This is a genomic window from Pseudomonas sp. SWRI50 (assembly GCF_014269095.1).
Classification (GTDB): Bacteria; Pseudomonadota; Gammaproteobacteria; order Pseudomonadales; family Pseudomonadaceae; genus Aquipseudomonas; species Aquipseudomonas kermanshahensis.
This window is the reverse complement of sequence record NZ_JABWRW010000011.1, coordinates 140,883-165,477: the sequence shown is the minus strand read 5'-3', so window position 1 is coordinate 165,477 and position 24,595 is coordinate 140,883. Positions and strand designations below refer to the sequence as shown.

The following is a 24,595-nucleotide window of genomic DNA, read 5'->3' as shown; positions in this document are numbered from 1 at the left end:
TTCTATAACCCCAAGCGTCGACACAGCAGTGCTATGCAGCTGTCGCCAGTAGAGTATGAGAAACGCTATTTTCTGAGCTTGGAGAGTGTCTAGTAAACCAGGGGCGATTCAAAGCAACCGTTGGGACGCTTCCAGATAATGGTGACGTGCTTATGTTTTCTGGCCGTTGCAATTGATGGCATCGATCTTGGCCTGGCAGCATATATTGCACCATCAATTAGGGAAGAGTGGGGCCTCTCAGCGAGTGAACTCGCTCCCATTTTTGTTGCCGGCTTACTCGGAATGATGCTTGGATCGTTTCTGTTTGGGCAGCTGGCTGATCGCTATGGCCGACGCCCGATATTGATGGTGACGGTGGCGCTGTTTGGCGGGGCCACATTGCTGGCATTATTTGCCGACAACGTTCCTGAGCTATCGGTGTTGCGTTTCATTGCAGGTCTTGGAATTGGCGGTGCCACGCCAGCAGCGGCAACCCTTACCGCTGAATATGCACCCGCTCGCAGCCGCATTACCATGATCACCATCATGCTGTGCGGTAATTCGATGGGTTATGCACTGGGGGGCGTAATCGCGTCGCAGGTTATTGAACGCTTCGGGTGGCATGCCATGCTGATCGTTGCCGGCGTAGCGCCTCTGCTGTTGTTGCCTGCGCTTTGGTTGTGGCTGCCTGAGTCCATGCGCTATCTGGCGTTACGGCGTCCTAACGATCAGCAAGCTCTGCTCAAACTCGCGCGTCAATTCAACACAGACCACGCGATCGATACGATCAACTTCCATACGATCGAAAAGCCGAAATCTACCTCGCCAGTTAGGGAAATTCTGATTAAGCCGTATCTCCGAGGCACAGCGCTGATCTGGACAACCTCGTTCATGGCCCTATCGGTGATTTACCTGATGTCCAGCTGGCTTCCCGTCATCGTTACCAGCTCCGGCGGCTCAGTAAAGTCTGGGACGTTGTTGGCCGCTTTGTCCGCAATAGGTGCAACCACCGGGGGCGTGGTGCTAGGGCGTCTGATGCAATGGCGCCGGCCTAGCAGAGTCCTTGGGTTGGCATTCATGGCGGCGAGCGTGGCAATTTTCACAATCGGCCACACCATTGGCAGCATTGCTCTCGTCGCCCCCTTTATTTTCATAGCCGGGTTTTGCGTGAGCGGTACGATGGTGGGGGTTAATGGCTTGGCCGCGACCTATTATCCAACGCCAAGTCGAGCAACGGGCGTTTCCTGGGCCTCAGCCATCGGTCGAATTGGATCTATGTTGGGCTCCGCCGCGGGTGGGTATTTGCTTTCCTCCGGACTGGGTTATGCGACCTTGTTTATGTGTGTAGCACTTCCCGCTCTGATTGCCGGGTTTTGTATGCTAAGCATGCCATCGTCATCGACTTCGGCGGACTGTGCGCGTTCCACGCCTATGAAAACGGAGCGCTCAACAGCATAAAAGCCCTTAAGGATAAAAGCGGGTGTCGCTAGACGCCCGCTGATAAAGGTCGCAAATGCCTGCTAACGACTCGTAGCTGCCGTAGGACTCACCAGCATCTTTTGTGGGAGCGGGCTTGCCCGCGAAGCCGGCACCGCGATGGATGGCACCAGCTGTGCCGGTGTTCGCGGGCAAGCCCGCTCCCACAGAGTCAGCATCTCGCTTGCTGGTGACAGCTTGTGGCGAATGCCAGCTCAGTGTCTGCTTCGGGTCGTCAGTTGCCTTCATGAATGGCTGCTATCGACCCAAAGCGGCCATTCGTCAGGGCCGTTAATGGCTCAAAGGAGTGCCATTCCAATGCCTGTGACCTCGGGGTCATGATGTGGCTATGACCCCGACGCAGCTATGTACGCAATACCTGCTCACCAGCATTACCAGTCAGGCGGACAGCATCGACCAAAGCGACGCAAGCAATCAGGGCGATTCCAACAAGCGCCCAGTGAAAGTCACCTACCGTCAGCTCGCTTTCGCCCCCCCGCATTAACATCGACACTCTCAGCAGCAGAGCCGCAATCGCAACCCCGAGTGCCATTGCCAGTTGGAAGAACATGCTGAACAGCGTCGACGCCTCGCCCATCTGTGCCTTTGGAACCTCCGCAAAACCGACAGCGTTGTAGGTGGTGAACTGCATCGAACGAGACAGGCCGCCGATGAACAGCACCAGCACCATCCAGTACCACGGCATACCCTGCTGCAGGAGCAAACACGCGAGGATGCAACCGACGCCGATCAAGCCATTGACCAGCAGCACACGACGAAAGCCGTGGCGGCGCAGAAGCCCGGTGGTGAACGGTTTCATCGCTAGGTTGCCGGCGAAAATTGCCAGCACCAGCAGACCGGCATCCACCGGAGACAGGCCAAAGCCAATCTGAAGCAACAGCGGGATCAGGAACGGTAAAGCGCTGATCGACAGGCGGAACAGCGTGCCGCCAACGATGCTAGCCCGGAACGTGGCAATGTTCAGGGTCGCCAACGGTAGCAGCGGCGAGGCGTGACGCTGACAATGACGGATCGACAGCCAGGTCAGCAGTGCTCCCACGGCAACCAACACCGCACCCGCGTTGAGGCTGCCACCCGAGAGCGAGCCAAGCATCTCCAGCCCCAACAGCCACGCCGCGCAGGCTGAGGCGAGGAAAACAAAACCGAGCAGGTCGAAGCGCCGTGCCTCGCTTGCGCGTGTGTTGGGTATCAACCTCCATGCTGCCGCGATGGTCAGCACGCCAAGCGGAATGTTCAGGTAGAAGATCCATGGCCAGGAAAGATGAGTAACGATCAGCCCGCCAATCGGTGGGCCAAGCACTGGCGCTACTAGTCCTGGCCAGGTGATCACCGCGAGCATCTTCACTAAGTCCTGCTTTTCAGTTGTGCGCAGTACCACCAGTCGTCCGACCGGCACCATCAGCGCACCACCGATGCCCTGCAACACCCGTGCGACAACGAAGGTTTCCAGATTTGGGGCCAGGCCACAGAGCCACGAGGCAAAGGTAAACAGGCCGATGGCCCCGGCGAACACCTGCCGGGCACCAAAGCGGTCTGCCACCCAGCCGCTTAGCGGAATGAATACAGCCACCGCCAGCAGGTAGGCACTGATGCCGATGTTCAAGCTGACCGGGTTCTTGGCGAAGTCACGGGCCATCTGCGGTAGCGCGGTTGCGATGACGGTGGCGTCGAGGTTTTCCATGAAGAAGGTGACGGCGACTAGCAAGGCAATCCAGATGGCTTGGCGGGTGGTATGGGTGACTGCAGGATTGGCCAAGGTTACAAGTCCTTCTGACAGTGGAGGGTCTTCAATGAGCGCGCGGGCAGCCCCGCGAATCCAGGCAAAGTAATATCACGCTTTGAGGCGCCTGATTCGCGGAGGTCAGCTAACCCCGAAAGGGCAGAGACGAGCCTTTAGATCATCTTCATCGCCGCACGCAGCGCCAGCAGGTAAGTCTCGACACCAAACCCGCAGATCTGCCCGCGCACGACTTCGGCAAACACCGAGTGATGACGAAACGGCTCCCTGGCATGGATATTCGACATATGCACTTCAACCACCGGCACTTCGACGATGGCCAATGCGTCACGAATACCGTAGCTGTAGTGCGTCCATGCGCCAGCATTGATCAGCACGGCATCCACCCTATCTTCATAGGCTTGGTGAATGCGCTCGCACATGGAGCCTTCGAAGTTGGTTTGGAAGCTCTCGACCCGAGCTCCCAGTTCTTCGCCCAGCGATTGCAAGGCCTGGTCGATATCGCTGAGCGTTGCCGTGCCGTATTGGCGAGGGTCTCGCTTGCCGAACATGTTGTGGTTAATACCGTGCAGCATCAGGACATTGGCGACCATTGCTTACTCCAGAGGAATGGTCAGTCGATCAATTACGGTACGGGTTTCAGGCCGCACCCCTCGCCACCAGGCAAAAGCTTCAGCCGCCTGCTCGACTAACATGCCGACACCGTCGGCCAGGCGCGCCACACCTTGCGCTTGCGCCATACGAAGAAATGGCGTCAGGCCTTTGCCATAGGCCAGCTCATACGCCAGGCGCGTCTCGGCCAGAACGCCCATGGGCAGCGGCGGCAGTTCACCCGTCAGGCTGGCGGAGGTAGCGTTGACAACGATGTCGTAACTGAGCCCTTCCAGTTCTTCGTAACGACTGATGCGCAGCCTTGGGTGATTCAGTTCGTTGCGTAACGTTAATGCCTTGGCCATATCGCGGTTGGCAATCACCAACTCGCGAGGTCCGGCCTGCAGAAACGGCAGCAACGCTCCACGTACCGCGCCGCCAGCACCGAGCATGAGCACACGCGTGTTGCGCAGAGGTTCGCCGAGATTTTCTTCAATGTCCCGCAACAAACCGATGCCATCGAAGTTTTCCGCAAAGATACGACCATCCTCAAACTTCAGTGCATTGGCCGCCCGTGCCAATTGAGCCCGCTCGCTGCACCGATCAGCCAGTTCGAAGGCGCGCAACTTGAACGGGGCGGTGATGTTCATACCCAGTCCGCCGTCACGACGGAAACGCAGTACCTGGGTCTCGAAGTCATCAAGCGTGCCTTCGATGGCGCCATACTCCAGCGCCTGGCCGCTGGCCTCGGCGAACAGACCGTGAATCAAAGGGGACTTGGTGTGGTTGATCGGCCGGCCGATCACTGCGTAGCGGTCGCTCATCGTGCATCTCCGTGGGTGAACAGTACACCGTCTGCCTGCATGGCGGTTATTTCCTCAGGGCTGAAGCCAAGTGCTGCGGCCACTTCGGCGTTGTGCTGGCCAAGGTCCGGGGCCACCTGGTGAATCGTCGTGTCGCAGTCGGAAAAACGGAACGGCAGGTTGGGCAGGCGCAAGGTGCCGTAACGCGGGTGCTGCTGTTCGATGACCATGTTGCGCGCCTGGATCTGCGGGTCGGCCAGCACCTCGTCGATGCGCTGCACCTTAGCACTAGGGATGTCGATGCCGTCCAGCAGTTGCAGGATATCGGCCACCTGACGGGCGCCGACCCAGTCGCGGACCACAGCCAGAATCGCCTGACGGTGGGCATTGCGACCGTTGAGGCTGTGGTAGCGCTTGTCGCTGCCAAACCCGGGCGGGCCGCCATTGGCTTCGAGCATGGCAGCAAAGCGTTGCCAGGCATCGTCGACCTGGGCCGCGATCACCAGGTCGCCATCGGCAGCGCGGAACACGCCGTACAAGGTCGAGGTGGGCATGTCATGGCCAGTCTGCTCCGGCAGCACGGTGCCATCGGACAACGTGTAGCACTGCACCGCGTACTCATGCATCGACACCAGCGTGTCGTAGAGGGCCATGTCGATATGCTGCCCCCGGCCGCTGCTGACCCGGCCCAGCAGCGCCGCATTGATCGCGGCCACGGCATGGATGCCGGTGTACATGTCGCCCAGTGAGATCCGCAGCAGCGGCGGCGCTTCGCCCGGCACGCCAACCATCTGCATGATGCCGCTCTTGGCCTCGGCGATCAGCCCGAAGCCGGCGCGGTAGGCGTCCGGCCCGGTATGGCCGTAGGCTGAAATCGAGCAGTACACCAGGCGCGGGTTGCGAGCCGACAGCTCGGCGTAGCCCAATCCCAGCTTGTCCAGCGCACCTGGGCGGTAGTTCTCGATGAACACGTCGGCCGAATCGGTAAGGCGCTGCATGAACGTCTTCCCGCGCGGGTCCTTCATGTTGACGCTAACGCCCTGCTTGCCCATGTTCAGCTGCAGGAAATAGCCGCTCTGCTGGTCGTCCAGGGTGAACGCATGCTGGCGACCAGCATCGCCGCTACCCGGCCGTTCGACCTTGATCACCTCGGCGCCCAGCGCCGCCAGACAGCGCCCCACATAAGGCCCGGCGAGGAAATGGCTGTAGTCGATGACGCGAATACCCGCCAATGGCAATGCCTGGCTCATGCCTCTACCCTCCGCGGTACCATCAGCCGGTGCTCGCCACGCTGCACGACGTCGCCGTGCTGGTTGATCAGTTCCGATGGCAGTACCACGATGCCCCAACCCGGACGGCTGTTACTCGGGCGCATCGCACCGACGCGCATGCGCACATGGAGCACGTCGTTGACCTTGATCGGCAGTACGAAGTCCCATGTCCAGCCCAGCGACATGCCCGGCAAGAAGCGGTACTCGCACTGGGTTTTCAGGCCATCAGCAATCGACAAGCCGAACAGCCCGTGGGCAACCAGGCAGCCGAAGTGGCTGGCGTTGGCGTATTCCTCGTCGACATGCACCGGGGTGTGGTCACCGGTGAGGTCCGCGTAGGCCAAGATGCGTTCCCGGGTCACGGTGTAAGTGGGGCTGATGCATTCGTCGCCTTCGCGTGCATCGTCCCAGTATTTCTCCACCACCCTCATGCCTGCACCTCCGCCCGCGGATCGATGGCCAGTGCCTGAGCCACGCATTTGGCCGGCAGCGCCTGGATGAACTCCACTGCCAGGCCATCGGGTAGGCGCAACCAGTTGCGGCCCAGGGGCATTTCGCTGACGCCGAAGCGCTGGGCGGCGGCCAGCGCTGCTTCCAGGTCCTCGCACATTATGCCCAAGTGAGCCATGCGCCCTTCCGGCCCGGCGAAGTCCGGCTGATGAATGAACTGCAGGCCGCCGAGGGTCCAGTACTGTGCCGGTTGCTCGACGTCGCCCTGCACTTCACGCATGGTCATGCCGCACACCTCGCTGAAAAAGCGGATATGCCACTGGATGTCCTGCACCCAGAACGCCACATGTTCGAGGTAGGCTTTTGGCTGGCTCATGAGGTTTCCTTTTTCTGATGATCGGCCATGGCGCGCTCGATGCCCTTGATGCAGGCCACCAGGGTCGCGTTAACCGGCGTGGCCACGCCATAACGCTGGCCCCAGCGCACGACGGAACCGTTGATGAAGTCGATTTCGGTGATGGAGCCCTTTTCCAGGCTCTGCAGCATCGAGGTACGGAAGCTCGCCGGCAGGCCTTCAGCGGCCAACGTCCAGGCGGCGTCAGAACTGCTCAGACTGAGACGGATGCCAGCGCTCTGGGCCACGGTGATGGCTTCAGCCACAGCGGCCTTGGCAGTACCTTCCAGCAGCGGCTCGCTGTACAGCTGGCCATAGCTGAGCATGGTGATGCCGCTCAACGCGCCGGTGGCGACGTTGACCAGCAACTTGTCCCACATGGTGCCGAGAATATTGTCGCTGACAGTGGTGGCCAATCCAGCACTGTTGAAAACATCGGCGATGGCCTGCACGCGCGGTGACAGCTGGCCATCTAGTTCACCGATGAAGGTCTGCTTGCCGGCCACCCCAGCGCGGATCGAACCCGGCGCCAGCAGCACGCCACCGACATAGGTCTTGCCGGCCAGCACCCGCTCACGACCGACGGCGTCGGCCAGTATGTCCTCGTGGCCGAGGCCATTCTGCAGCGACAGCACCAGCGTCTGCGGCCCGATCAGCGCGGCGGCGCCGGCGATGGCCTCGGCGGTGTGGAACGACTTCACCAACACCACCACTAAGTCAGCCACACCGACATCTTCGGCTTCCATGGCAGCTTTGACTGGCACCTGCCGCTCGCCTCGTTCGTCGTGCACCCGCAACCCGTTCAGTTTCATCGCCTCGACGTGCGCACGGCCGCGGTTCAATAGCCAGGTTTCATGCCCCGCCTCGCTTAGGGCCGCACCAATGGCGCAGCCCAGGGCACCGGCGCCCAGAATGCAGATTTTCACGTCGCAGACCTCCTGTGGTTTGCGACTACCTTATGCAGCGAGGGTTATTTGGGCTATACAATGACCTCAATACAACTATTGAGATTCGCAATAATGAATGCCTTGGAGGCTCTGCCCGAACCCAAGCTGCTGCAACTGTTCGACGTGCTGTACCACTGTCGCAGTGTGACCCGAGCGGCCGAGCAGTTGGGGCAGAGCCAGCCGACTATCAGCATCTGGCTGGCGCGCCTGCGCGAGCAGTTGAACGACCCGTTGTTCGTGCGCACGCCTGGGGGCATGGCTCCTACGCCACGGGCCGATCAACTGATCGGCCCGTGCCGCGAGGTGCTGGAGTCATTGCGCAGGCTAACGGCATGGGAGCCGCAGTTCTTGCCAGCCACGGCGCAGCGGCGTTTTCGCCTATGTGTCAGTGATGCCAGCCATATCACCCTGCTGCCGAGCATCCTCAACCACCTGCGCAGCCATGCGCCGGGCATCCGACTGGAGGCGGCGCGGATCGATGGCAATACCGAGAGCGCACTGGAGTCGGGAGAGGCGGACCTGGCCATTGGCTTCGTGCCCTGGCTGGGTGGGGGGATATACCAGCAGATGCTGTTCGAGCAGGACTGGGTGTGCCTGAGCAACCCGCAGCATCCCCGCCTGGGCAAAGGCATGGGCTTAACGCGCTACCGCACCGAGGGGCATGTGCAGATTAGTTTCGGCACTGGGCAGAAGCTGCTGGAGGCAGGATTGGCACGCGCCGGGATCGAACGACGGATCATGCTGGAGCTGCCGGGGTTTCTCGGGTTGGGGATGATAATCGGGACGACGGATCTGCTGGCCACCTTGCCGCGACATATCGGACAGACGCTGGCTGACATGCATGGACTACGGATGCATAACTGCCCAGTTGAAGTGGAGGGGTTCACCGTCAAACAGCATTGGCATGCCCGATATCATCAGGACAGTGGGAATCGGTGGTTAAGGGAAGTCGTTCGCGGATTGTTCCATTCACCAAGCCAATGATGATGTAGTTTCGACTTAGATAGGAAATGTGATTTAAGCCGTCCGCTTTGGCCACAAGCCTATCATCGCGAAGGGCGGCTTTGGGTCGAAAGCGGTCGGGCGCGAGTGACAGCAAACGACCCCATGCAGACATTCAGATGTCCGGGCCGATACCGAGGCTAGAGCCTTTGAGGGATTAGTTTCGATAGTTGATAACAGCCCTACATTTGATAGGGAAGTTGACCGAGTTGGCAATGAAACACTCGTGGTGAGCATCGTCATGCAAGCGCATTGCAAGCGCCCTATCTGATTGACTACTAATGATGATCTGAGGTCTTAGCTCTGCTTCCTTGAAATGGCCCCTGCGCTGGCCATCGCCTTCGATCATACAGCCCACCGGGTGGTCGACGTATTCCAGCACGCACACGTTGTTAACGGCGCACAGATGAAGATACCAGAGCTTGTGGCAGGCCGAGATCGATGCCAGCAACATGTCTTCAGGGTTCCAGCATTCGGGATTACCACGAAAAGCAGGGTCGGCGGAACCATCGATAGGCGCTCGCCCTGGTGACTCGACAGTGAAGTCTCTCTGGTAAGCCGTATAGCTGGCGGTACCCTCACCGGTGTTGCCTATCCAATTGATGGTGACAGCATAATTGTGTTCTCTCATCGCCACTCCTGTGTTGAAAGATGCCCAGAAGATAATCCGCTCTTCTCGCGTTAGCACTGCAATCATGCGCGCTCAGTGTGGCTCCCAACCAGCTTCTCTTGTTTGCATTGACGCATGCGCTGGTTGTGCGAAGGCAATGAGCCGGTCAGCGAGGTAGCCTTGTGGCTGGCCTGACAGTGCTTGCTGGCGTGTTTTGATTTGGAGACGCTAACGAACTCCCGAATCAGCCCTTTGCCTTGAATGTCAGCCATGGGTCGAAAACGGTAGCGAATGCATATCCGCCGTCTTCCTACGCCCCTCATCAGCCAGCCACCGCCGCTCTGCACAGCGCCTTTCATCGATCTCACTGATGAGTACTATCAAGCCGGGCGCCTGTGTGGTTGCCCACCCCCGCCCGTATAATCGCCTCCAATTTTCCCCCCTCCTCTTCGTCTTTCAGGCGACTTCCCCCTTGGAACCCAGCACCATGCCAAGCGACAGCCAGGCCCCTAGCGGCCTTCCCGAACATAATCAACAAAGCGTCAAACAGCAGTGGCTGGCGATTCTATCGGTCGCGGTGGGTGCCTTTGCCCTGGTGACCAGCGAGTTTCTCCCGGTCGGCGTACTCAACGATGTCGCCAGCGACCTGGGCATCAGTGCCGGCCAGGCCGGGCTGATGGTTACCCTGCCCGGCATCATGGCCGCCCTCGCCGCCCCCTTGTTGTCTGTAGGCATTGGCGCCTTGGACCGTCGTTACCTGTTGATCGGCCTGACGCTGATCATGATCATCGCCAACGCGGTGGTGGCCTACGCCAGCGACTTCAACCTGCTGCTGTTCGGCCGTGTGCTGCTGGGCATCAGCATCGGCGGCTTCTGGGCGACGGCCATTGCCCTCAGCGGCCGCCTGGCGCCCAAGGGCGTGGGCGTTGCGCAGGCCACGTCGATCATCATGGTCGGTGTGACGTTGGCCACTGTCCTGGGGGTGCCCGTGGGCACCTGGTTGAGTGGCCTGATGGGCTGGCGCATGACGTTTCTGGTGACCGCGTTGGTGGGCGTGCCTGTGCTGCTGGCGCAGATCCTGCTGCTGCCGCGGCTTAACCCAGACAAGGCCATTCGCATCAGTGACCTGCCGGCGCTGTTTATCAATCCGCAGGCGCGGGTTGGCTTGATCGCGGTATTGCTGATTGGCCTGGCGCACTTTGCCGCCTACACCTATGTCGCGCCCTTCTTCAAGCAAAGCGCTGGCTTCGATGGGCCGACCATTGGTTCGCTGCTGCTGCTCTATGGCGTCGCGGGCGTCATCGGCAATATATTCGCCGGCTTCGCCGCCAACCGAAGCGTGCGTCATACCCTGATGCTGGTCGCCCTGATGATAGGCGTCAGCACCGCGCTGTTCCCCTACTTTGCCACCGGCATGACCGGCGCGGCGATGCTGATTGCACTGTGGGGCTTCGCCTTCGGCGCCTTCCCGGCGTGCGCCAGTATCTGGATGTTTGTCGTAGCGCCCAAGGATGTCGAACGCGGCATGCCACTGTTCGTCGCCATGTTCCAGGTGATCATTGCCTTGGGCTCGTTCTTCGGTGGGCAGATCGTCGACCAGTTGGGCACCGCAGTACTGTTGAGCTTGGCCACGGCACTGGTGGGTTGTGGTTTTGCGACGGTGCTGGTGCTGGGGCGTAACGTGAGTAACCGATTGGCGGTTCAACCCTGCTGATAGGGGCGCACTCGTATACAGGTCCTTTTTGGGCAGGCAGCAGACGCCGCAGCCGCAGGGCGACGGCGGTGCGTCGCTGGCGCCCTTCAATCATGAGGCAAAATAAAGTTCATCTCAAAAATAATGAGTTTGCCTCATATTCCTTCACGCCTGAAAATCCCCCTATCGTTTTTTGCGCCGGCTCGCAGGTTACCTGGCGAAGCCCACACTGCGTAAACGCACCGGAAAGCTCTGGTGCACTGAACAATTAAGGGATTAAGGCACCGCACCAACATGAACACCACGCTTGCTTTTGCTATCAAGAGCGTCTGTTTCGATGAGCACTACCAGCCCTCGAACAACACACGCATCACCACCAACTTTGCCAACCTGGCGAGAGGCACCAGCCGCCAAGCGAATTTACGCAACACCTTGAAGATGATCGACAATCACTTCAATGCACTGGCGCATTGGGACAACCCCACCGGCAATCGTTACACGGTAGCGCTGGAGATCATCTCCGTTGAGATGAACCTCGATGCTGAAAGCGGTGACCCGGCCCTGCCGCTGATCGAACTACTTAAAACGACCGTCATTGATAAAAAAACCAACACGCGTATCGATGGCATTGTCGGCAATAACTTCTCGTCCTACGTGCGCGATTATGATTTCAGCGTGCGCTTGCTGGCCCACAACAAAGGCCGGCCCACCTTCAGCACGCCAGAGGATTTCGGCGACCTGCATGGAAAACTGTTCCAGTGCTTCGTGAACTCGGCTGCCTACAAAGCGCATTTCAACAAGCCACCGGTTATTTGCCTGAGCGTTTCGAGCAGCAAAACCTATCAGCGCACTGAAAACCAGCACCCTGTACTGGGGGTCGAGTACCAGCAAGACGCGTATTCGCTGACGGATGAGTACTTCAAGAAAATGGGCTTGAAGGTTCGCTACTTCATGCCGCCAAACAGCGTTGCGCCGCTGGCTTTTTACTTCAACGGCGACCTGCTGGGTGATTACACCAACCTTGAACTCATCAGCACCATCAGCACGATGGACACCTTCCAGAAGATTTACCGCCCCGAGATTTACAACGCGAACGCGGTCGCTGGAAGGTCCTATCAGCCCAGCTTGCAGCACCAGGACTATTCATTGACGCGCATTGTCTATGATCGCGAAGAGCGCAGCCGACTGGCGATTGAACAAGGTCGGTTCGCCGAAGAGCACTTCATCAAACCCTACCACGCCGTACTTGAGCAGTGGTCCGCCAATTACGCTCATTGACGCTTCCCACGTTCAAGGTCTTTTACTATGAAAAAGCTGTTACCCACTTCAACCGCCGGCAGTTTGCCTAAACCGTCCTGGCTCGCACAACCTGAGACACTTTGGTCGCCTTGGAAGCTGCATGATGAGGCCCTGATCGAGGGCAAACACGATGCCTTGCGTTTGTCATTGCACGAACAGCAAGTTGCAGGCATTGACATTGTCAGTGATGGTGAGCAAACGCGACAGCACTTTGTCACGACGTTTATTGAGCACCTCAGCGGTGTCGATTTCGAGAAGCGTGAAACCGTTAGAATTCGCGATCGCTATGACGCCAGCGTGCCGACGGTTGTAGGGGCTGTGGCTCGCCAGAAACCGGTGTTTGTCGAGGACGCCAAGTTCTTGCGCCAGCAGACCAAGCAACCCATCAAATGGGCACTGCCAGGCCCCATGACCATGATTGATACGCTGTACGACAGCCACTATAAAAGCCGTGAAAAGCTGGCCTGGGAATTTGCCAAAATTCTCAACCAGGAGGCCAAGGAGTTGGAAGCTGCTGGGGTCGACATCATCCAGTTCGATGAGCCCGCATTCAACGTCTTCTTTGATGAGGTGAACGACTGGGGGGTGGCCACCCTGGAGAGGGCCATTGAAGGGCTTAAATGCGAAACGGCTGTGCATATCTGCTACGGGTATGGCATCAAGGCCAACACCGACTGGAAAAAAACCCTCGGGTCAGAGTGGCGGCAGTATGAAGAAGCCTTCCCCAAGCTGCAAAAATCCAGCATCGACATCGTCTCGCTGGAATGCCACAACTCCCGCGTGCCGATGGATCTCATTGAACTGATTCGCGGTAAAAAGGTGATGGTTGGCGCCATTGATGTGGCAACCCATACCATTGAAACCCCCGAGGAAGTCGCCAATACCCTGCGCAAGGCCCTTCAGTTCGTCGACATCGACAAGCTCTACCCGTGCACCAACTGCGGCATGGCGCCGTTACCACGCCACGTTGCCAGAGGGAAATTGAGTGCGTTGACTGCAGGCGCTGAAATCGTCCGCAACGAATACGCCAACGCGTAGATTTAAGTTCCTCCCTCTGTGTTCTTCCCAGCCTTGGCCAATCCCTCTACAATCGAGAGTGTTTCGTATTTGCATCCTCCGCCGGCTGGGAGAGGGAATGTCCACAATGCCCCCCGACGCAGTACCTCATGAGCATCTGCATGTGCTGTACCGTGACCACAACGTGTGGTTGCGTAGCTGGTTGCGCCATCGGCTGAACAACTCAGCGGATGCCGCGGACCTGGCCCAGGATACCTTTGTGCGCGTGCTGCTGGCCCGCACCGCCAGCAGCCTGAAGGAGCCGCGGCATTACCTGACGACCATCGCCCGTGGCCTGGTCATCGATTTGTACCGGCGGCGCAGCCTGGAACAGGCCTACCTCGAAGCCTTGCAACTGCGCCCCGAAGCCTATGCCCCTTCGGCAGAAACCCGTGCACAGATCCTGGATAGCCTGCTGGCCATCGATCGCCTGCTCGATGGCCTGGGCACGCGTACCCGGCAGATTTTCCTGGCGGTGCAACTGGATGGGCTGTCCTACGAGAAAGCCGCTGAACGCTGTGGGGTATCGGTAAGCACCGTGCGCAAGCACCTGGCCCGCGGCCTCATGCATTGCCTGCTGCTGGACGAGGCATGAAGCGCGCCCTGGCCCAGGCGGTGGACTGGTACGTGCGCCTTAACGAAAGCACGGTCAGCCCTGCCACCCACAGCCAGTGGCAAGCCTGGCTGGCGGCAGACCCGCAGCACGCACAAGCCTGGGCCCGGCTTGAGCATTTGCAGCAACGCTTGGCCCAAGCCCCTGCGGCGGTGGGTGCGGCGACCCTTGAACAAGCCCGGCAACAGCGCCGTGCGGCGGTCAAGATGCTGGCGCTGTTGCTCGGGGTCGGCGTGGTCGGTTGGCAGGGTTATCAGCTTTCGCCTTGGCAGGCGGACTACGCCACGCGCGTGGGGCAACGCCGCCACCTGACGCTGGCTGACGGCAGCCGCTTGGTGCTGGACACCGACACCCAAGTGAACCTGTATTTCGATGGCCAGCAGCGGCTGATCGTGCTGAAGCAGGGCGAAATTCTGGTGGAAACGGCCAAGGATACGCGCCCACTGAGCGTGCAGTCGGCCGAGGGCCGAATCCTCGCCCTCGGCACGCGCTTTGCCGTGCGCCAGGGGCACGGCAGCACCCGGGTCACGGTCGAGGCGCACGCCGTGGAGGTCCGGCCAAGGCTAGCGCAGGCTCAGGTGATGCGTGCCGAAGCTGGGCAAACCCTAACCTTTACCGCAGACCGAATCGGGCCACTGCACCCCGCCGCCGCGCAAAGTTCGGCCTGGGCGCGGGGCATGCTGGTGGTGGTCGACTGGCGCCTGGACGACGTGCTCGCCGAGCTTTCACGCTACCGCCCCGGCTACCTCGGTTGCGCGCCCGAGGTCGCCGGTTTGCGGCTGTCCGGCACCTTCCTGCTGGATGACAGCGAGGCGGTGCTGGCCAATCTGCAGGACTCACTGCCCGTGCACATCCGGCGCCTGACCCGTTACTGGGTGCGGATCGAGGCGGGTGCGGCATGAAGCAAAACTTTTTCGCGTGAGGGGTAACAGATTTCGATTTCTGCTTCGGCTCTAGCTGCACATGCGTAAAAAACGCAGCCACTGCCAACCCCAACAGGAAGTTGTTCATGTTCGTACCCCCCTCCCGACTCGCCTGCGGTATCCACCGCGCAGCGCTCACCCTGAGCCTGGCCGGCTCGCTGCTGGTGCTGCCCGCTGCCTGGGCGCAAGCACAGCGCTATGACATCCCAGCTGGCAGCCTGGCCGAGGCCCTCAGCCAATTCGCTGCCGCCAGCGGGGTCATGATCACCTTCAGCGCCGAAGATACCGCGGGCCTCGGCTCACCAGGCCTGCAGGGAGATTTCGAGCTGCACCAGGGGTTTGCCCGCTTGCTCCAGGGCAGCGGCCTGCGGCTCGTACAGGCGGGGAACAAACGGTACGTGCTGGCCAAGGCCGAGCGCGGCGCTGCCTTGGAACTGGGCGCCACCAGCATCAACGCCACAGGCCTGGGGGCCACCACCGAGGGCACTGGCTCGTACACCACAGGCCAGAGCAGCACGGCCACCAAACTGCCGTTGACCCTTCGCGAAACGCCGCAGTCGATCAGCGTGGTTACCCGTCAGCGTATGGATGACCAGGGGCTGAACGACATCACCGAGGTGTTGCAACAGACGCCGGGGTTGTCGGTGCAGAGCCTTGGCAGTGAGCGTTTCAACATTTATTCGCGTGGCTACTCGGTCGATAACTACCAGTTCGACGGCATCCCCACCACGCTGGATATCGCAACCCAGATGTCGGCGCAGAGCCTGGCCGACATGGCCATCTACGACCGTGTCGAAGTGCTGCGCGGTGCCACTGGGCTAATGACTGGCGCGGGCGACCCATCGGCCACGATCAACCTCGTGCGCAAACGCCCTACGGCCGAGTTCAAGGGCCACATCACGGCTGGCGTGGGTTCGTGGGACAAGTACCGTAGCGAAGTCGACCTGTCCGGCCCGTTGACGCCCACCGGCAACGTGCGTGGGCGCATGGTCGCGGCTTACCAGCAGAACAACAGCTTCATGGACCATTATTCCCAGGAAAAGCAGATTTTCTACGGGGTCCTGGAAGCCGACCTGACCGACACCACGTTGCTGACGGTGGGTGCCGACTACCAGAAAAACAACCCGCAAGGCTCGTCTTCGGTGGCGTTCCCGCTGTTCCACAGCAATGGCGAGCAAACGTCGTTCTCGCGCTCCACCAACAGCGCCGCGCGCTGGAGCCATAACCCGCAAGATGCCCTCAACACCTTCGCAAGCCTCGAGCAGAAACTGGCGTATGACTGGACCCTGAAGGCGTCGGTCAACCAGATGTACATCAAGCGTGACGACTACAAACTGGCCACCGCCAGTTGGGGCTTCCCCGACGAGAGCACCGGCGCAGGTGTACGCCTGTATGGTGGCGCAGGCAGCACCTGGCAGAAACAGACCGGCCTGGATGTGCAAGCCCAAGGCCCGTTCCAGCTGTTCGGCCGCCAGCATGAGTTGATCGTCGGCTACAACTATTCACGTTACGAAAACCGCCATACGCCGACCCGGGGTACCCGCATCGAAGGCACTTTCGTCAACGTCTACGACTGGGACAACTACACAGACAAACCGGTAATGGGTGGCGGCAAGCTCTATGATGGCGACACCGTCATTCACCAGACCGGCACCTACATTGCCACCCGCCTGCGCCCGACCGATGACCTGTCGGTTATCCTGGGTGCGCGAGTCAGCAAGTACGACTACGACTACGACCTGACCTACCCGGCGACGCCCCTCAGCAACCGCACGACCGACTACAAGGAAAACGGCGTTGTCACCCCTTACGCCGGTGTGGTCTATGACCTCAACGACATCCACTCGGTGTATGCCAGCTGGACCAGCATCTACAAACCACAGAGCCTGCGTGATGCCGACGGCTCGACCCTCGAGCCGCGTGAGGGCGACAACTACGAGGTGGGCCTGAAGAGTGAATTCTTCGACGGTCGCCTGAATACCAGCATCGCAGCCTATGAGGTCAAGCAGGACAACCTGGCCGTGCTCGACGAAGGCAAGACCGTCAACAATGATGGTATGACTGCCGCGTACAAAGCCGTGAGCGGCGCCACCACCCGTGGCTTTGAAGTCGAGGCCAACGGCGAGTTGATGCCCGGCTGGAACGTCTCGGCCAGCTATAACCACGGCATCACCAAGGACCGCGATGGCGAGCGCTTGAACACCGAAGCCCCGGCCAACATGGTGAAACTGTGGAGCACCTACCGACTACCGGGCGACTTCGACCGCCTGACCGTCGGCGGCGGTGCCAACTGGCAGAGCGGCACCCACATCACCGTCACGCCAAGCACCGCATTGGGCACGGTCAAAGCCAAGCAATCGCAGTTCACCGTGGTCAACCTGATGGCCCGCTATCAACTGACCGACCAACTTTCCACGACGCTCAACATCAACAATCTGTTCGACAAGAAATACATCAGTGCGTTGGATACCACCTTCTACAGCGGCTATTACGGCGAGCCACGCAACGTGATGTTAAATACCCGATACGATTTCTGAGCAGCCCCATGGCCTGAAATAAGGGGCCGCTGCGCGCCGAGTGTGTGATTTTTGCTGCTGAGCCTGCGTCTGAAACGCTACCCCTCGCTGTCGAATGGGGAGTGATAACAGGGCCTTCCATGCAAACGCTGTTGAACGAGATTCTCGACGAAGTGCGCCCCTTGATCGGCAAGGGCAAAGTGGCTGACTACATTCCTGCGCTGGCCGACGTGCCAGCGCAGCAATTGGGTATTGCAGTCTATGGCAACGATGGCAGTTATCACTGCGCGGGTGACGCCCTGGTGCCATTCTCGGTGCAGAGCATTTCCAAGGTATTCAGCCTGGTCCAGGCAATTGGCCATTCCGGTGAAGCCATTTGGGAGCGGCTTGGGCATGAGCCGTCAGGCCAGCCATTCAACTCGCTGGTGCAGCTGGAGTTCGAGCGCGGGCGCCCGCGCAATCCCTTTATCAACGCCGGTGCGTTGGTCATCTGTGATATCAACCAATCGCGCTTCGCAGCCCCCACGTTGTCGATGCGCGATTTCGTGCGACGGCTCTCGGCCAACCCCCATATTGCGATCGATACCCGCGTCGCGGATTCGGAGTATCAATTCCGCGCGCGCAACGCGGCCATGGCTTACCTCATGCAGTCCTTTGGCAACTTCCATAACGACGTCGAGACGGTGTTACGCAGTTACTTCAGTTATTGCGCGCTGCAGATGAGCTGCCTCGATCTGGCCCGCGCCTTCTGCTTTCTGGCCAACGACGGGTTCTGCAAGCACAGCGGCGAGCAAATCCTGAGCCGACGCCAGACCCAGCAGGTGAACTCGATCATGGCCACCAGCGGGTTGTATGACGAAGCCGGGAATTTCGCCTACCGCGTGGGGTTGCCAGGCAAGAGTGGCGTGGGTGGCGGGATTGTAGCAATCGTGCCGGGCCAATTTACCGTATGCGTGTGGTCGCCGGAGCTGAATGCCGCGGGCAACTCCTACGCGGGCATGGCGGCGCTCGAGTTGTTGAGTTCACGGATCGGGTGGTCGGTGTTCTGACGCATTACGTGGGAGCGGGCTTGCCCCGCGAACACCGGCGAAGCCGGTGCCATGCACCGCATAGCCCCATTCGCGGGGCAAGCCCGCTCCCACAGAACTATTCCGACAGAGCCTAGTGTGCGTGCGCCCAAGCACTGGGCCTGCGCGAAGACGTACCCGAACGCAATTTCTTGATGTCTCAAATCATGACTATATGCGTCGTTTAAGACATATCAATTTCTCTGCATCATGGCTCCACACCCAATCAACGGAGCTGGACCATGACTCAGGAATACAAAGGCACTGCCCTGATCACAGGCGCATCTTCCGGCATCGGCGCGATCTACGCCGAACGCCTGGCTCAACGTGGCTACGACCTGGTTCTGGTCGCCCGCAATCGTGATCGCCTCAATGCCCTCGCCAGCCGTATCACCAACGAGACCCAGCAGAGTGTGGAAGTCTTCCAGGCGGACCTGGGCAGCTCAGCGGACTTGGCCCGCGTCGAGCGCAAATTGCGCGAGGACGCCAGCATCAACCTGTTGGTTAATAACGCCGGCATCGGCACCCACACCAGCTTGATGGAAAGCGATGTCGAGCGCATGGCCGAGATGATCACGCTCAACGTCACCGCACTGACACGGCTCACCTACGCCGCTGCTCCGGGCTTCGTCGCTCGCAAACAGGGCGCAGTCATCAATATTTCCTCCATCGTCAGCCTGGCCCCCGAATTACTGAATGGTGTGTACGGCGCAAGCAAAGCCTACGTAACGGCCTTCACTCAGTCGCTGCACAAAGAGCTGGCAGAACATGGCGTCAGGGTTCAAGCGGTGCTGCCAGGCGCCACAGCGACCGACTTCTGGGAGATCGGGGGGCTGCCTGTCGAAAACCTTGATCCCAACATCGTGATGTCAGCCAGCGACCTGGTGGATGGCGCCCTTCAAGACTTCGACAACAGCGTCCTGATCTCCATCCCTTCCATGCACGACCTGCAGCATTTCGAACGCTACGAAAGCAGCCGCAAAGCGCTGTTCGGGCATCTTTCCAGCAACACACTCGCACCGCGTTACGGCGCTTGATCGATTGCGCCGGCGTAAAATACTTCGTCACCCACGTTGAACAGTGACACATCACTGCCCACTTCACGCACGATGCCAACAGTATCCCAACCAGCACCTGAACCGCTGATCAGCCATTCGCGCTGGTACGCCTTACCCAGGCGCCAACGCATTGATGAGGACGAAGGGTCTGCAGTGCCGCTTCGGCACGCACGTCAGTCGGTACTCGAGTAAGCTTGAAGCAGGTGCGGGGCCCCCTGCCCCGCTATTCGAACCTAGGCGCCTGCAGATCATCGATTCGTATGATTTCCTTCACTTTGACACGTCATTTATTCAACGATGCTGCGTCTCACGCACAAACTCGATCAGCGCCTTTAGCGCTGGCGGTACGTGACGCCGGCTTGAGTAGTAGATGAAAAACCTGCTTGGCAAGGCTCTCCAGTCTTCCAGCACTTCCTCCAATTGCCCCCGAGCCAAGTATTCCCTTGCCATCTCCTCATACACGTACGCGATCCCGGCGCCGTCTTTCGCCGCTTGAATCATCATGGTGTCATCTTCCAGTATTAACGGCCCTGCCACGGCCAGGCGCATAGGCTGCCCCTCGGCAAGATATTCCCACTTGTACAGTTTGCCGCTGGGAAAGCGTCGGCCAATGCAGGCGTGCTCAAGTAGCCTTTGCGGTGTGTCCGGTGTCCCGTGCCTACTGAGGTAACTGGGGGCAGCAACGGTGACAAACCCCTGGGGTGGGCCCACCGGGACGGCGATCATGTCACCCGCCAGGCTCTCGCCGAAGCGCACGCCGGCATCGAACCCTTTGCCGACGATGTCGCTCAACCCATCGTCGGCCACCAGCTCTACGTTGATGCGTGGGTAGGCTGCCGTGAATCGCGCCAGCAGCGGCGCAATAACAAGACGGGCAGCGGGCCGCGATACGTTCAATCGCAGCGTGCCGGTGGGGACTTCCTGTTTGAAGGTCAATTCATGCAACGCGTTGGCGACCTCCGTCAAGGCAGGGACCAACGTGGCGAGCAGTTGATTACCCGCTTCGGTAGGCGTGACGCTGCGCGTGGTGCGATTAAGGAGCCTGACCCCCAGCTTGCTTTCCAAGGCACGCATGGCGTGGCTCAGAGCTGACGCAGATACCCCTCGCTCGTCGGCGGCTTTGCGAAAGCTGTGATGGCGAGCTACGGCGGCGAAGGCGTCGAGTTCGGAAAGGTCGCAAGGGGATTTCATGAATACAGCTCAGCAGTTCAAACACGATTAGCTATCTTATCGTCGGCAACCTCTCAATGAATACTCTGCGCCTCAATCGACGAGAGGTTTGCATGCAAAAGAATCGACTAGGGACATCCGAGTTGTTGATTTCGCCAATTGGAATGGGCACGTGGGCCATTGCAGGACAAGGATGGGCGTTCAGCTGGGGGGCGCAAGATGATGGCGATAGCCTGGCAGCATTGGAGTATGCGGTAGAACGCGGCGTGAACTGGATCGACACAGCAGCGGTATATGGGCTCGGTCATGCCGAGACATTGACTGGGCAATTGCTGCGTCAGGTACCAGCTTCGCGTCGCCCGCTAGTATTCACCAAAGGCAGCCTGGTGTGGGACCGCACAACCCGTGAGATCTCTCATTCGCTCGCCCCCCAGTCATTGATGAAAGAAATCGAAGATAGCCTGCGTCGCTTACAGGTGAGTGTCATCGATCTCTATCAGATTCACTGGCCAGCGTTCCCGGCAGATGGAAACAGCGAAGGCATCGAGGAGGCTTTGGCGACCTTGGCCCAAGCCAAGACTCAAGGCAAGATAAGGGCGATTGGTGTATCAAACTTCGATGTTTCCCAGCTTGAGCGAGCCCGCTCCGTAACCGATATCGCCTCCCTTCAACCGCCATATTCAGCTTTGATGCGTGATGTCGAAGACCAGATCCTGCCGTATTGTGCAACAGCGCAGGTGGGCGTGATTGCCTACTCGACGTTGCAATCTGGTTTACTGACGGGAAGCATGACCCGCGAGCGGATTGCACAGCTGCCCGACGATGATTGGCGAAAATCGCGGAGCGCCGACTTCCAGGAACCTCGCCTGAGCAAAAACCTCGCGTTGGTAGAAGTCATGGCAACTATCGGTGCCAGGCATGGGGTCAAAGCGGCGGCCGTAGCCATCGCTTGGGTATTGCGTCACCGGGCAGTTTCCGGCGCTATCGTAGGCGCACGCCGCCCCGACCAGGTGAATGGATTGATAGACGCCTGCAGAATTCGTCTTAGCCACGCTGAAATAGAAGAGATACGCCCCTATTTACCTGAAGGTATGGGCACGAATGTACCCAGCAGTGGGGCTTGAGCATCGGATGCCCATTACGCTTCTCCGGTCAGTAAAACTCAATCAATTGGGATGCAATTTTTGCCTCCGGCATCATCTGCTGAAGTCCGCTGCTCAGCTCATCCCCAGCAGCCCTGAGGGCCTCTATGGGCATTTCAGGAAGGCTCTCCAGAATGAACCACATCCGCTTCGTGTTCGAATCAAGCCGGGTGCGGGTGCCCTGACGCCAGTTCCAGCGTCGGCAAGTCACACCGTGATCATCGCGCCAAATGACTTCGCCTTTTTCTGGCGACTCGTTTGCCGCACTGCCATCTTTGGTTGTGTCAAACAGCTCAGTGCCATCGGCGATGGTTAAACGTGGGCCACCTATGTAGGCATCAAAATTTTCTCCGCCAACGGGTATGGCGTACTTGATGCTGGTTGCGTTGTACAAATCGACAATGGGATCGATGCTGGGAAGGCTCCCTTCTCGCAGAACTCGCTTGCGCAATGCTTCGGCTGAGCACGGGGTGCGCTGTGGTTTAGCGCCGAACAGCCTGAATGCATTGGCCCATGCAGCCAAGTGGCTCTTAGCCCAAACCGGGGTGTCAGCGACCAACGACTCACAAGCCTTCTCAAGCGCGTCTGTAGAAACCTGGGGGTGTTCGATCTGCGAAGCTTCCACGCTGATACTCAGCGCTCGGAAACCTGGTGCAATCTCAGCCAGTTGGGGGTCAAGAACAGGAGCGACAAATGACATTGCTGGCCTCCACGGCTACTAACGCTGAAGGTTTCTCATGGTGTAGCTGCCCCATGCCGAGCACAGGGTATGGAGAGTGTGGACGAGCGACTTCAGTGTGCATGCTAATGTAGCTGTCTCCGCAGTGAAGGTGATCAATGCAGGGAGTTTTAAACCGTCCCCGCCATCAGATCTAATGATTTACCATCATGGCGCATAAGCTCTTCTTATTAGCCTAATCAACATCTGTAACCGGGGCCGCTTCGCGCCCCATCGCCGGCAAGCGCGGCTCCCACAGGTACAGCGCATGCCTGAAGGCTGGTGATATTCCGGTGGGAGCCGGCTTGCCGGCGATGAGGCCTGCACTGACAGCAGAGCGTTGGATCAGAGTACGCCTTGGGTCGATTGCGGCCAGTCATGACCGTCTGCTTACGACCCATTGCGGTCGTTCACGAGCGACGTGGGCTGCAGTTTCCGTTTCCCGGGCTGACAGTTCAGTTTGCGGCGTTGTTCAGCTGCTGAAGTTCAAGTTGCTTGGCAGCACTGGCCTCAAAGTTTGCACGCTCTTCATCCAGGTACCGATAAATGCTTTGGAGGTTGGCGATCTTCTGCTTGATCTCTGCCATCTTTTTTTCAATGAGCCTGGCGCCGTCAGCACAGTCAATCAGCTGGTTCCGCTGCGCATCCAGAATCTCGCCAATTTCCCCAAGGGAAAACCCCATGCTTTGCGCGCGCTGGATAAAGTCCAGATCGTGCAGCGTTTGCTCGGTGTAAACGCGATAGTTGTTGGTTTGCCGCAGCGGTGAGATCAGGCCAAGTTGCTCGTAGTAACGCAGCGTATGGCGGCTAGCGCCGCTGCGCGCCTCAAGTTCGCCGATTTTCATGACAATACCGCTTGACCCTAGAGTTGGGTCGATAGTTTACGCTGTGTTTCTCACCTTGAACAAGGAACAGGGAAATGAGCGTGGAGTGCTTTGTCACAGGCGGGACTGGCTTTGTTGGCCAACATTTGGTGGCGAACTTGAGTGCAAAAGGTCACACCATCAGGGTGTTGATGCGTCGCCCAGAGCAATTGTCTGCACTGCGCGAGCAAGTCGCTAATTTGGGAGGGTGCGCCAGCCGGGTGTTTGCCGTAGCGGGCGATTTGGAACGGGACAACCTCGGGCTGACTCCTGCTGACCGTGAAGTGCTAAGGCACGCCAGTGTCATATTCCATCTAGGCGCCCACTTCGCATGGGGGCTGTCAGTGGAGCATTCTCGTGCGGTAAATGTGGAAGGGGCAAAGCGCGTGGCGCTTCTGGCGGCAGAGCAAAAAAGCCGTTTAGTCATGATCGGCGGCTACATGCTGAAAAATCAGGAACATCTGCAACGCATCGGAATTGATCCTCGTCGTCCGGAGTTGACGAATTGGTCTGCCGTCTATCGACGTGTGGGTGGTTACGAGGGAAGCAAGCTGGAGGCGCATTTTGCAACCCTGGCGCTCATGTCTGCCAAAGGTGGGGAGATTACCGTTGTCCACCCTGCAACGGTCTGTGGCCACAGCCGCACGGGGCATATTCTTGAGGGGCAGCCACTGGTGGCGCTGATACGCAACCTTGTGCAGGGAAAGCTCACTGCTGTACCCGGTACCGCCAAGCACTGGCTGCCGCTGGTCACCGTCGATTATCTGGCGGAGCTGGTAGCAGTTTGTGCGTTTGACCCTGCCATGGTGGGCCAGGAATTGCTGGCACTTGATGACCACACTCCAAACTTGCGAGAACTCCTGATGCAGGTTGCACAACCGTTGGGCTTAACGTCTCCCAAGCATCACATTCCCCTCCGATTGCTGAAGCTGCTACTGGCTATTCCCCCCGTCGCGTCGTTCTTGCACACAAAACCCGAAGCCTTGGACTTTATCCAGACCACACGTTTTGATACAACGGCGGTCGAGCAATTTGCAAAACGGCACGAAATAGCCAAACCCGATATCCGTCAGTCTTTGCAGCACACGGCAGCGTTCGTCAATTCCTATTGCATCGCCAAAGGCTAGGTACCTGACTTCCCCTCCTCAACAATTATGCCGTCGATACTGGCGGAGCTCTATCGAACGACAACTCA

General features: G+C 59.2%; 23 protein-coding genes and 1 pseudogene. 12 read left to right on the top strand and 12 right to left on the bottom strand.

Annotated features, from left to right (window positions below; translation table 11 throughout):
- Window positions 1-120 precede the first annotated feature (120 nt).
- Window positions 121-1,437, top strand: coding sequence for an MFS transporter (locus HU750_RS14350; RefSeq protein ID WP_202883851.1), 1,317 nt, complete (start codon window positions 121-123; stop codon window positions 1,435-1,437).
- 382 nt (window positions 1,438-1,819) lie between these two features.
- Here the strand turns inward: HU750_RS14350 and HU750_RS14345 are convergent, their stop codons facing one another.
- From HU750_RS14345 to HU750_RS14315, 7 genes are all read right to left on the bottom strand, one after another.
- A complete protein-coding gene (locus tag HU750_RS14345) occupies window positions 1,820-3,232 on the bottom strand; it encodes an MFS transporter (protein WP_273029340.1) in 1,413 nt (470 codons plus the stop codon).
- A 137-nt stretch (window positions 3,233-3,369) separates the two neighbouring features.
- Window positions 3,370-3,807: a type II 3-dehydroquinate dehydratase gene (gene aroQ / locus HU750_RS14340; RefSeq protein ID WP_186680690.1), complete on the bottom strand. Its 438-nt coding sequence runs from the start codon at window positions 3,805-3,807 to the stop codon at window positions 3,370-3,372.
- A gap of 3 nt (window positions 3,808-3,810) precedes the next feature.
- The gene (gene aroE, locus HU750_RS14335) at window positions 3,811-4,629 is read right to left on the bottom strand and encodes a shikimate dehydrogenase (protein ID WP_186680687.1); all 819 of its coding nucleotides are present in this window, start codon (window positions 4,627-4,629) and stop codon (window positions 3,811-3,813) included.
- Window positions 4,626-5,858, bottom strand: a complete 1,233-nt coding sequence (locus HU750_RS14330; protein WP_186680685.1) for a CaiB/BaiF CoA transferase family protein — start codon at window positions 5,856-5,858, stop codon at window positions 4,626-4,628. Before HU750_RS14330 ends, aroE begins: the two co-directional genes overlap by 4 nt.
- The gene (locus tag HU750_RS14325; protein WP_186680683.1) at window positions 5,855-6,310 is read right to left on the bottom strand and encodes a MaoC family dehydratase; all 456 of its coding nucleotides are present in this window, start codon (window positions 6,308-6,310) and stop codon (window positions 5,855-5,857) included. The genes HU750_RS14330 and HU750_RS14325 overlap by 4 nt, the downstream gene beginning before the upstream one ends.
- Window positions 6,307-6,705, bottom strand: coding sequence for a VOC family protein (locus tag HU750_RS14320; protein WP_186680681.1), 399 nt, complete (start codon window positions 6,703-6,705; stop codon window positions 6,307-6,309). The genes HU750_RS14325 and HU750_RS14320 overlap by 4 nt, the downstream gene beginning before the upstream one ends.
- On the bottom strand, window positions 6,702-7,649 hold the full coding sequence (locus HU750_RS14315) for a 2-dehydropantoate 2-reductase (protein ID WP_186680679.1): 948 nt from the start codon (window positions 7,647-7,649) through the stop codon (window positions 6,702-6,704). The genes HU750_RS14320 and HU750_RS14315 overlap by 4 nt, the downstream gene beginning before the upstream one ends.
- Window positions 7,650-7,742: 93 nt before the next feature.
- On the opposite strand from HU750_RS14315, the gene HU750_RS14310 reads away from it, so the two are divergent.
- The gene (locus tag HU750_RS14310) at window positions 7,743-8,654 is read left to right on the top strand and encodes a LysR family transcriptional regulator (RefSeq protein WP_186680678.1); all 912 of its coding nucleotides are present in this window, start codon (window positions 7,743-7,745) and stop codon (window positions 8,652-8,654) included.
- A 175-nt stretch (window positions 8,655-8,829) separates the two neighbouring features.
- Here HU750_RS14310 and HU750_RS14305 read toward each other — a convergent pair whose 3' ends face one another.
- On the bottom strand, window positions 8,830-9,303 hold the full coding sequence (locus HU750_RS14305; protein WP_186680715.1) for an OsmC family protein: 474 nt from the start codon (window positions 9,301-9,303) through the stop codon (window positions 8,830-8,832).
- A 466-nt stretch (window positions 9,304-9,769) separates the two neighbouring features.
- On the opposite strand from HU750_RS14305, the gene HU750_RS14300 reads away from it, so the two are divergent.
- From HU750_RS14300 to HU750_RS14265, 8 genes are all read left to right on the top strand, one after another.
- Window positions 9,770-10,996: an MFS transporter gene (locus tag HU750_RS14300; protein ID WP_027596311.1), complete on the top strand. Its 1,227-nt coding sequence runs from the start codon at window positions 9,770-9,772 to the stop codon at window positions 10,994-10,996.
- A gap of 273 nt (window positions 10,997-11,269) precedes the next feature.
- Window positions 11,270-12,253, top strand: a complete 984-nt coding sequence (locus HU750_RS14295) for a DUF1852 domain-containing protein (protein WP_186680676.1) — start codon at window positions 11,270-11,272, stop codon at window positions 12,251-12,253.
- Between the two features lie 27 nt (window positions 12,254-12,280).
- Window positions 12,281-13,312, top strand: a complete 1,032-nt coding sequence (locus tag HU750_RS14290; RefSeq protein WP_186680673.1) for a methionine synthase — start codon at window positions 12,281-12,283, stop codon at window positions 13,310-13,312.
- A gap of 97 nt (window positions 13,313-13,409) precedes the next feature.
- Window positions 13,410-13,925 carry a sigma-70 family RNA polymerase sigma factor gene (locus HU750_RS14285; RefSeq protein ID WP_186680671.1) on the top strand — a complete coding sequence of 172 codons (516 nt, stop codon included), beginning with the start codon at window positions 13,410-13,412 and terminating at the stop codon, window positions 13,923-13,925.
- Window positions 13,922-14,845: a FecR domain-containing protein gene (locus tag HU750_RS14280; protein ID WP_186680669.1), complete on the top strand. Its 924-nt coding sequence runs from the start codon at window positions 13,922-13,924 to the stop codon at window positions 14,843-14,845. The genes HU750_RS14285 and HU750_RS14280 overlap by 4 nt, the downstream gene beginning before the upstream one ends.
- 107 nt (window positions 14,846-14,952) lie before the next feature.
- The gene (locus tag HU750_RS14275) at window positions 14,953-17,403 is read left to right on the top strand and encodes a TonB-dependent siderophore receptor (RefSeq protein WP_186680667.1); all 2,451 of its coding nucleotides are present in this window, start codon (window positions 14,953-14,955) and stop codon (window positions 17,401-17,403) included.
- Window positions 17,404-17,522: 119 nt separating this feature from the next.
- Window positions 17,523-18,431, top strand: a complete 909-nt coding sequence (gene glsB, locus HU750_RS14270; protein ID WP_027596305.1) for a glutaminase B — start codon at window positions 17,523-17,525, stop codon at window positions 18,429-18,431.
- 260 nt (window positions 18,432-18,691) lie between these two features.
- The gene (locus tag HU750_RS14265) at window positions 18,692-19,486 is read left to right on the top strand and encodes an SDR family NAD(P)-dependent oxidoreductase (RefSeq protein ID WP_186680665.1); all 795 of its coding nucleotides are present in this window, start codon (window positions 18,692-18,694) and stop codon (window positions 19,484-19,486) included.
- On the opposite strand, the pseudogene HU750_RS27580 reads toward HU750_RS14265, so the two are convergent.
- Together HU750_RS27580 and HU750_RS14255 are read right to left on the bottom strand one after the other, a co-directional pair.
- Window positions 19,483-19,578: pseudogene (locus HU750_RS27580) on the bottom strand (alcohol dehydrogenase catalytic domain-containing protein); the annotation flags it as partial. The gene HU750_RS14265 and the pseudogene HU750_RS27580 overlap by 4 nt on opposite strands.
- A gap of 220 nt (window positions 19,579-19,798) precedes the next feature.
- Window positions 19,799-20,698, bottom strand: coding sequence for a LysR family transcriptional regulator (locus tag HU750_RS14255; protein ID WP_186680663.1), 900 nt, complete (start codon window positions 20,696-20,698; stop codon window positions 19,799-19,801).
- Window positions 20,699-20,790: 92 nt separating this feature from the next.
- Between HU750_RS14255 and HU750_RS14250 the strand changes: the two genes are divergently transcribed.
- A complete protein-coding gene (locus tag HU750_RS14250) occupies window positions 20,791-21,801 on the top strand; it encodes an aldo/keto reductase (protein ID WP_186680661.1) in 1,011 nt (336 codons plus the stop codon).
- Window positions 21,802-21,829: 28 nt separating this feature from the next.
- On the opposite strand, the gene HU750_RS14245 is transcribed toward HU750_RS14250, so the two are convergent.
- Window positions 21,830-22,519, bottom strand: coding sequence for a B3/B4 domain-containing protein (locus HU750_RS14245; RefSeq protein ID WP_186680659.1), 690 nt, complete (start codon window positions 22,517-22,519; stop codon window positions 21,830-21,832).
- A 473-nt stretch (window positions 22,520-22,992) separates the two neighbouring features.
- Window positions 22,993-23,382, bottom strand: a complete 390-nt coding sequence (locus tag HU750_RS14240) for a MerR family transcriptional regulator (RefSeq protein ID WP_099454510.1) — start codon at window positions 23,380-23,382, stop codon at window positions 22,993-22,995.
- Between the two features lie 74 nt (window positions 23,383-23,456).
- On the opposite strand from HU750_RS14240, the gene HU750_RS14235 reads away from it, so the two are divergent.
- On the top strand, window positions 23,457-24,527 hold the full coding sequence (locus tag HU750_RS14235) for an SDR family oxidoreductase (RefSeq protein WP_186680656.1): 1,071 nt from the start codon (window positions 23,457-23,459) through the stop codon (window positions 24,525-24,527).
- Window positions 24,528-24,595 lie beyond the last annotated feature (68 nt).

What these genes read in the sequence shown, in the direction of transcription:
- aroQ (WP_186680690.1), bottom strand. Translation starts at nt 3,807, where the DNA reads ATGGTCGCCAATGTCCTGATGCTGCACGGTATTAACCACAACATGTTC.
- aroE (WP_186680687.1), bottom strand. Translation starts at nt 4,629, where the DNA reads ATGAGCGACCGCTACGCAGTGATCGGCCGGCCGATCAACCACACCAAG.
- HU750_RS14330 (WP_186680685.1), bottom strand. Translation starts at nt 5,858, where the DNA reads ATGAGCCAGGCATTGCCATTGGCGGGTATTCGCGTCATCGACTACAGC.
- HU750_RS14325 (WP_186680683.1), bottom strand. Translation starts at nt 6,310, where the DNA reads ATGAGGGTGGTGGAGAAATACTGGGACGATGCACGCGAAGGCGACGAA.
- HU750_RS14320 (WP_186680681.1), bottom strand. Translation starts at nt 6,705, where the DNA reads ATGAGCCAGCCAAAAGCCTACCTCGAACATGTGGCGTTCTGGGTGCAG.
- HU750_RS14310 (WP_186680678.1), top strand. Translation starts at nt 7,743, where the DNA reads ATGAATGCCTTGGAGGCTCTGCCCGAACCCAAGCTGCTGCAACTGTTC.
- HU750_RS14305 (WP_186680715.1), bottom strand. Translation starts at nt 9,303, where the DNA reads ATGAGAGAACACAATTATGCTGTCACCATCAATTGGATAGGCAACACC.
- HU750_RS14300 (WP_027596311.1), top strand. Translation starts at nt 9,770, where the DNA reads ATGCCAAGCGACAGCCAGGCCCCTAGCGGCCTTCCCGAACATAATCAA.
- HU750_RS14295 (WP_186680676.1), top strand. Translation starts at nt 11,270, where the DNA reads ATGAACACCACGCTTGCTTTTGCTATCAAGAGCGTCTGTTTCGATGAG.
- HU750_RS14290 (WP_186680673.1), top strand. Translation starts at nt 12,281, where the DNA reads ATGAAAAAGCTGTTACCCACTTCAACCGCCGGCAGTTTGCCTAAACCG.
- HU750_RS14285 (WP_186680671.1), top strand. Translation starts at nt 13,410, where the DNA reads ATGTCCACAATGCCCCCCGACGCAGTACCTCATGAGCATCTGCATGTG.
- HU750_RS14280 (WP_186680669.1), top strand. Translation starts at nt 13,922, where the DNA reads ATGAAGCGCGCCCTGGCCCAGGCGGTGGACTGGTACGTGCGCCTTAAC.
- HU750_RS14275 (WP_186680667.1), top strand. Translation starts at nt 14,953, where the DNA reads ATGTTCGTACCCCCCTCCCGACTCGCCTGCGGTATCCACCGCGCAGCG.
- glsB (WP_027596305.1), top strand. Translation starts at nt 17,523, where the DNA reads ATGCAAACGCTGTTGAACGAGATTCTCGACGAAGTGCGCCCCTTGATC.
- HU750_RS14265 (WP_186680665.1), top strand. Translation starts at nt 18,692, where the DNA reads ATGACTCAGGAATACAAAGGCACTGCCCTGATCACAGGCGCATCTTCC.
- HU750_RS14255 (WP_186680663.1), bottom strand. Translation starts at nt 20,698, where the DNA reads ATGAAATCCCCTTGCGACCTTTCCGAACTCGACGCCTTCGCCGCCGTA.
- HU750_RS14250 (WP_186680661.1), top strand. Translation starts at nt 20,791, where the DNA reads ATGCAAAAGAATCGACTAGGGACATCCGAGTTGTTGATTTCGCCAATT.
- HU750_RS14245 (WP_186680659.1), bottom strand. Translation starts at nt 22,519, where the DNA reads ATGTCATTTGTCGCTCCTGTTCTTGACCCCCAACTGGCTGAGATTGCA.
- HU750_RS14240 (WP_099454510.1), bottom strand. Translation starts at nt 23,382, where the DNA reads ATGAAAATCGGCGAACTTGAGGCGCGCAGCGGCGCTAGCCGCCATACG.
- HU750_RS14235 (WP_186680656.1), top strand. Translation starts at nt 23,457, where the DNA reads ATGAGCGTGGAGTGCTTTGTCACAGGCGGGACTGGCTTTGTTGGCCAA.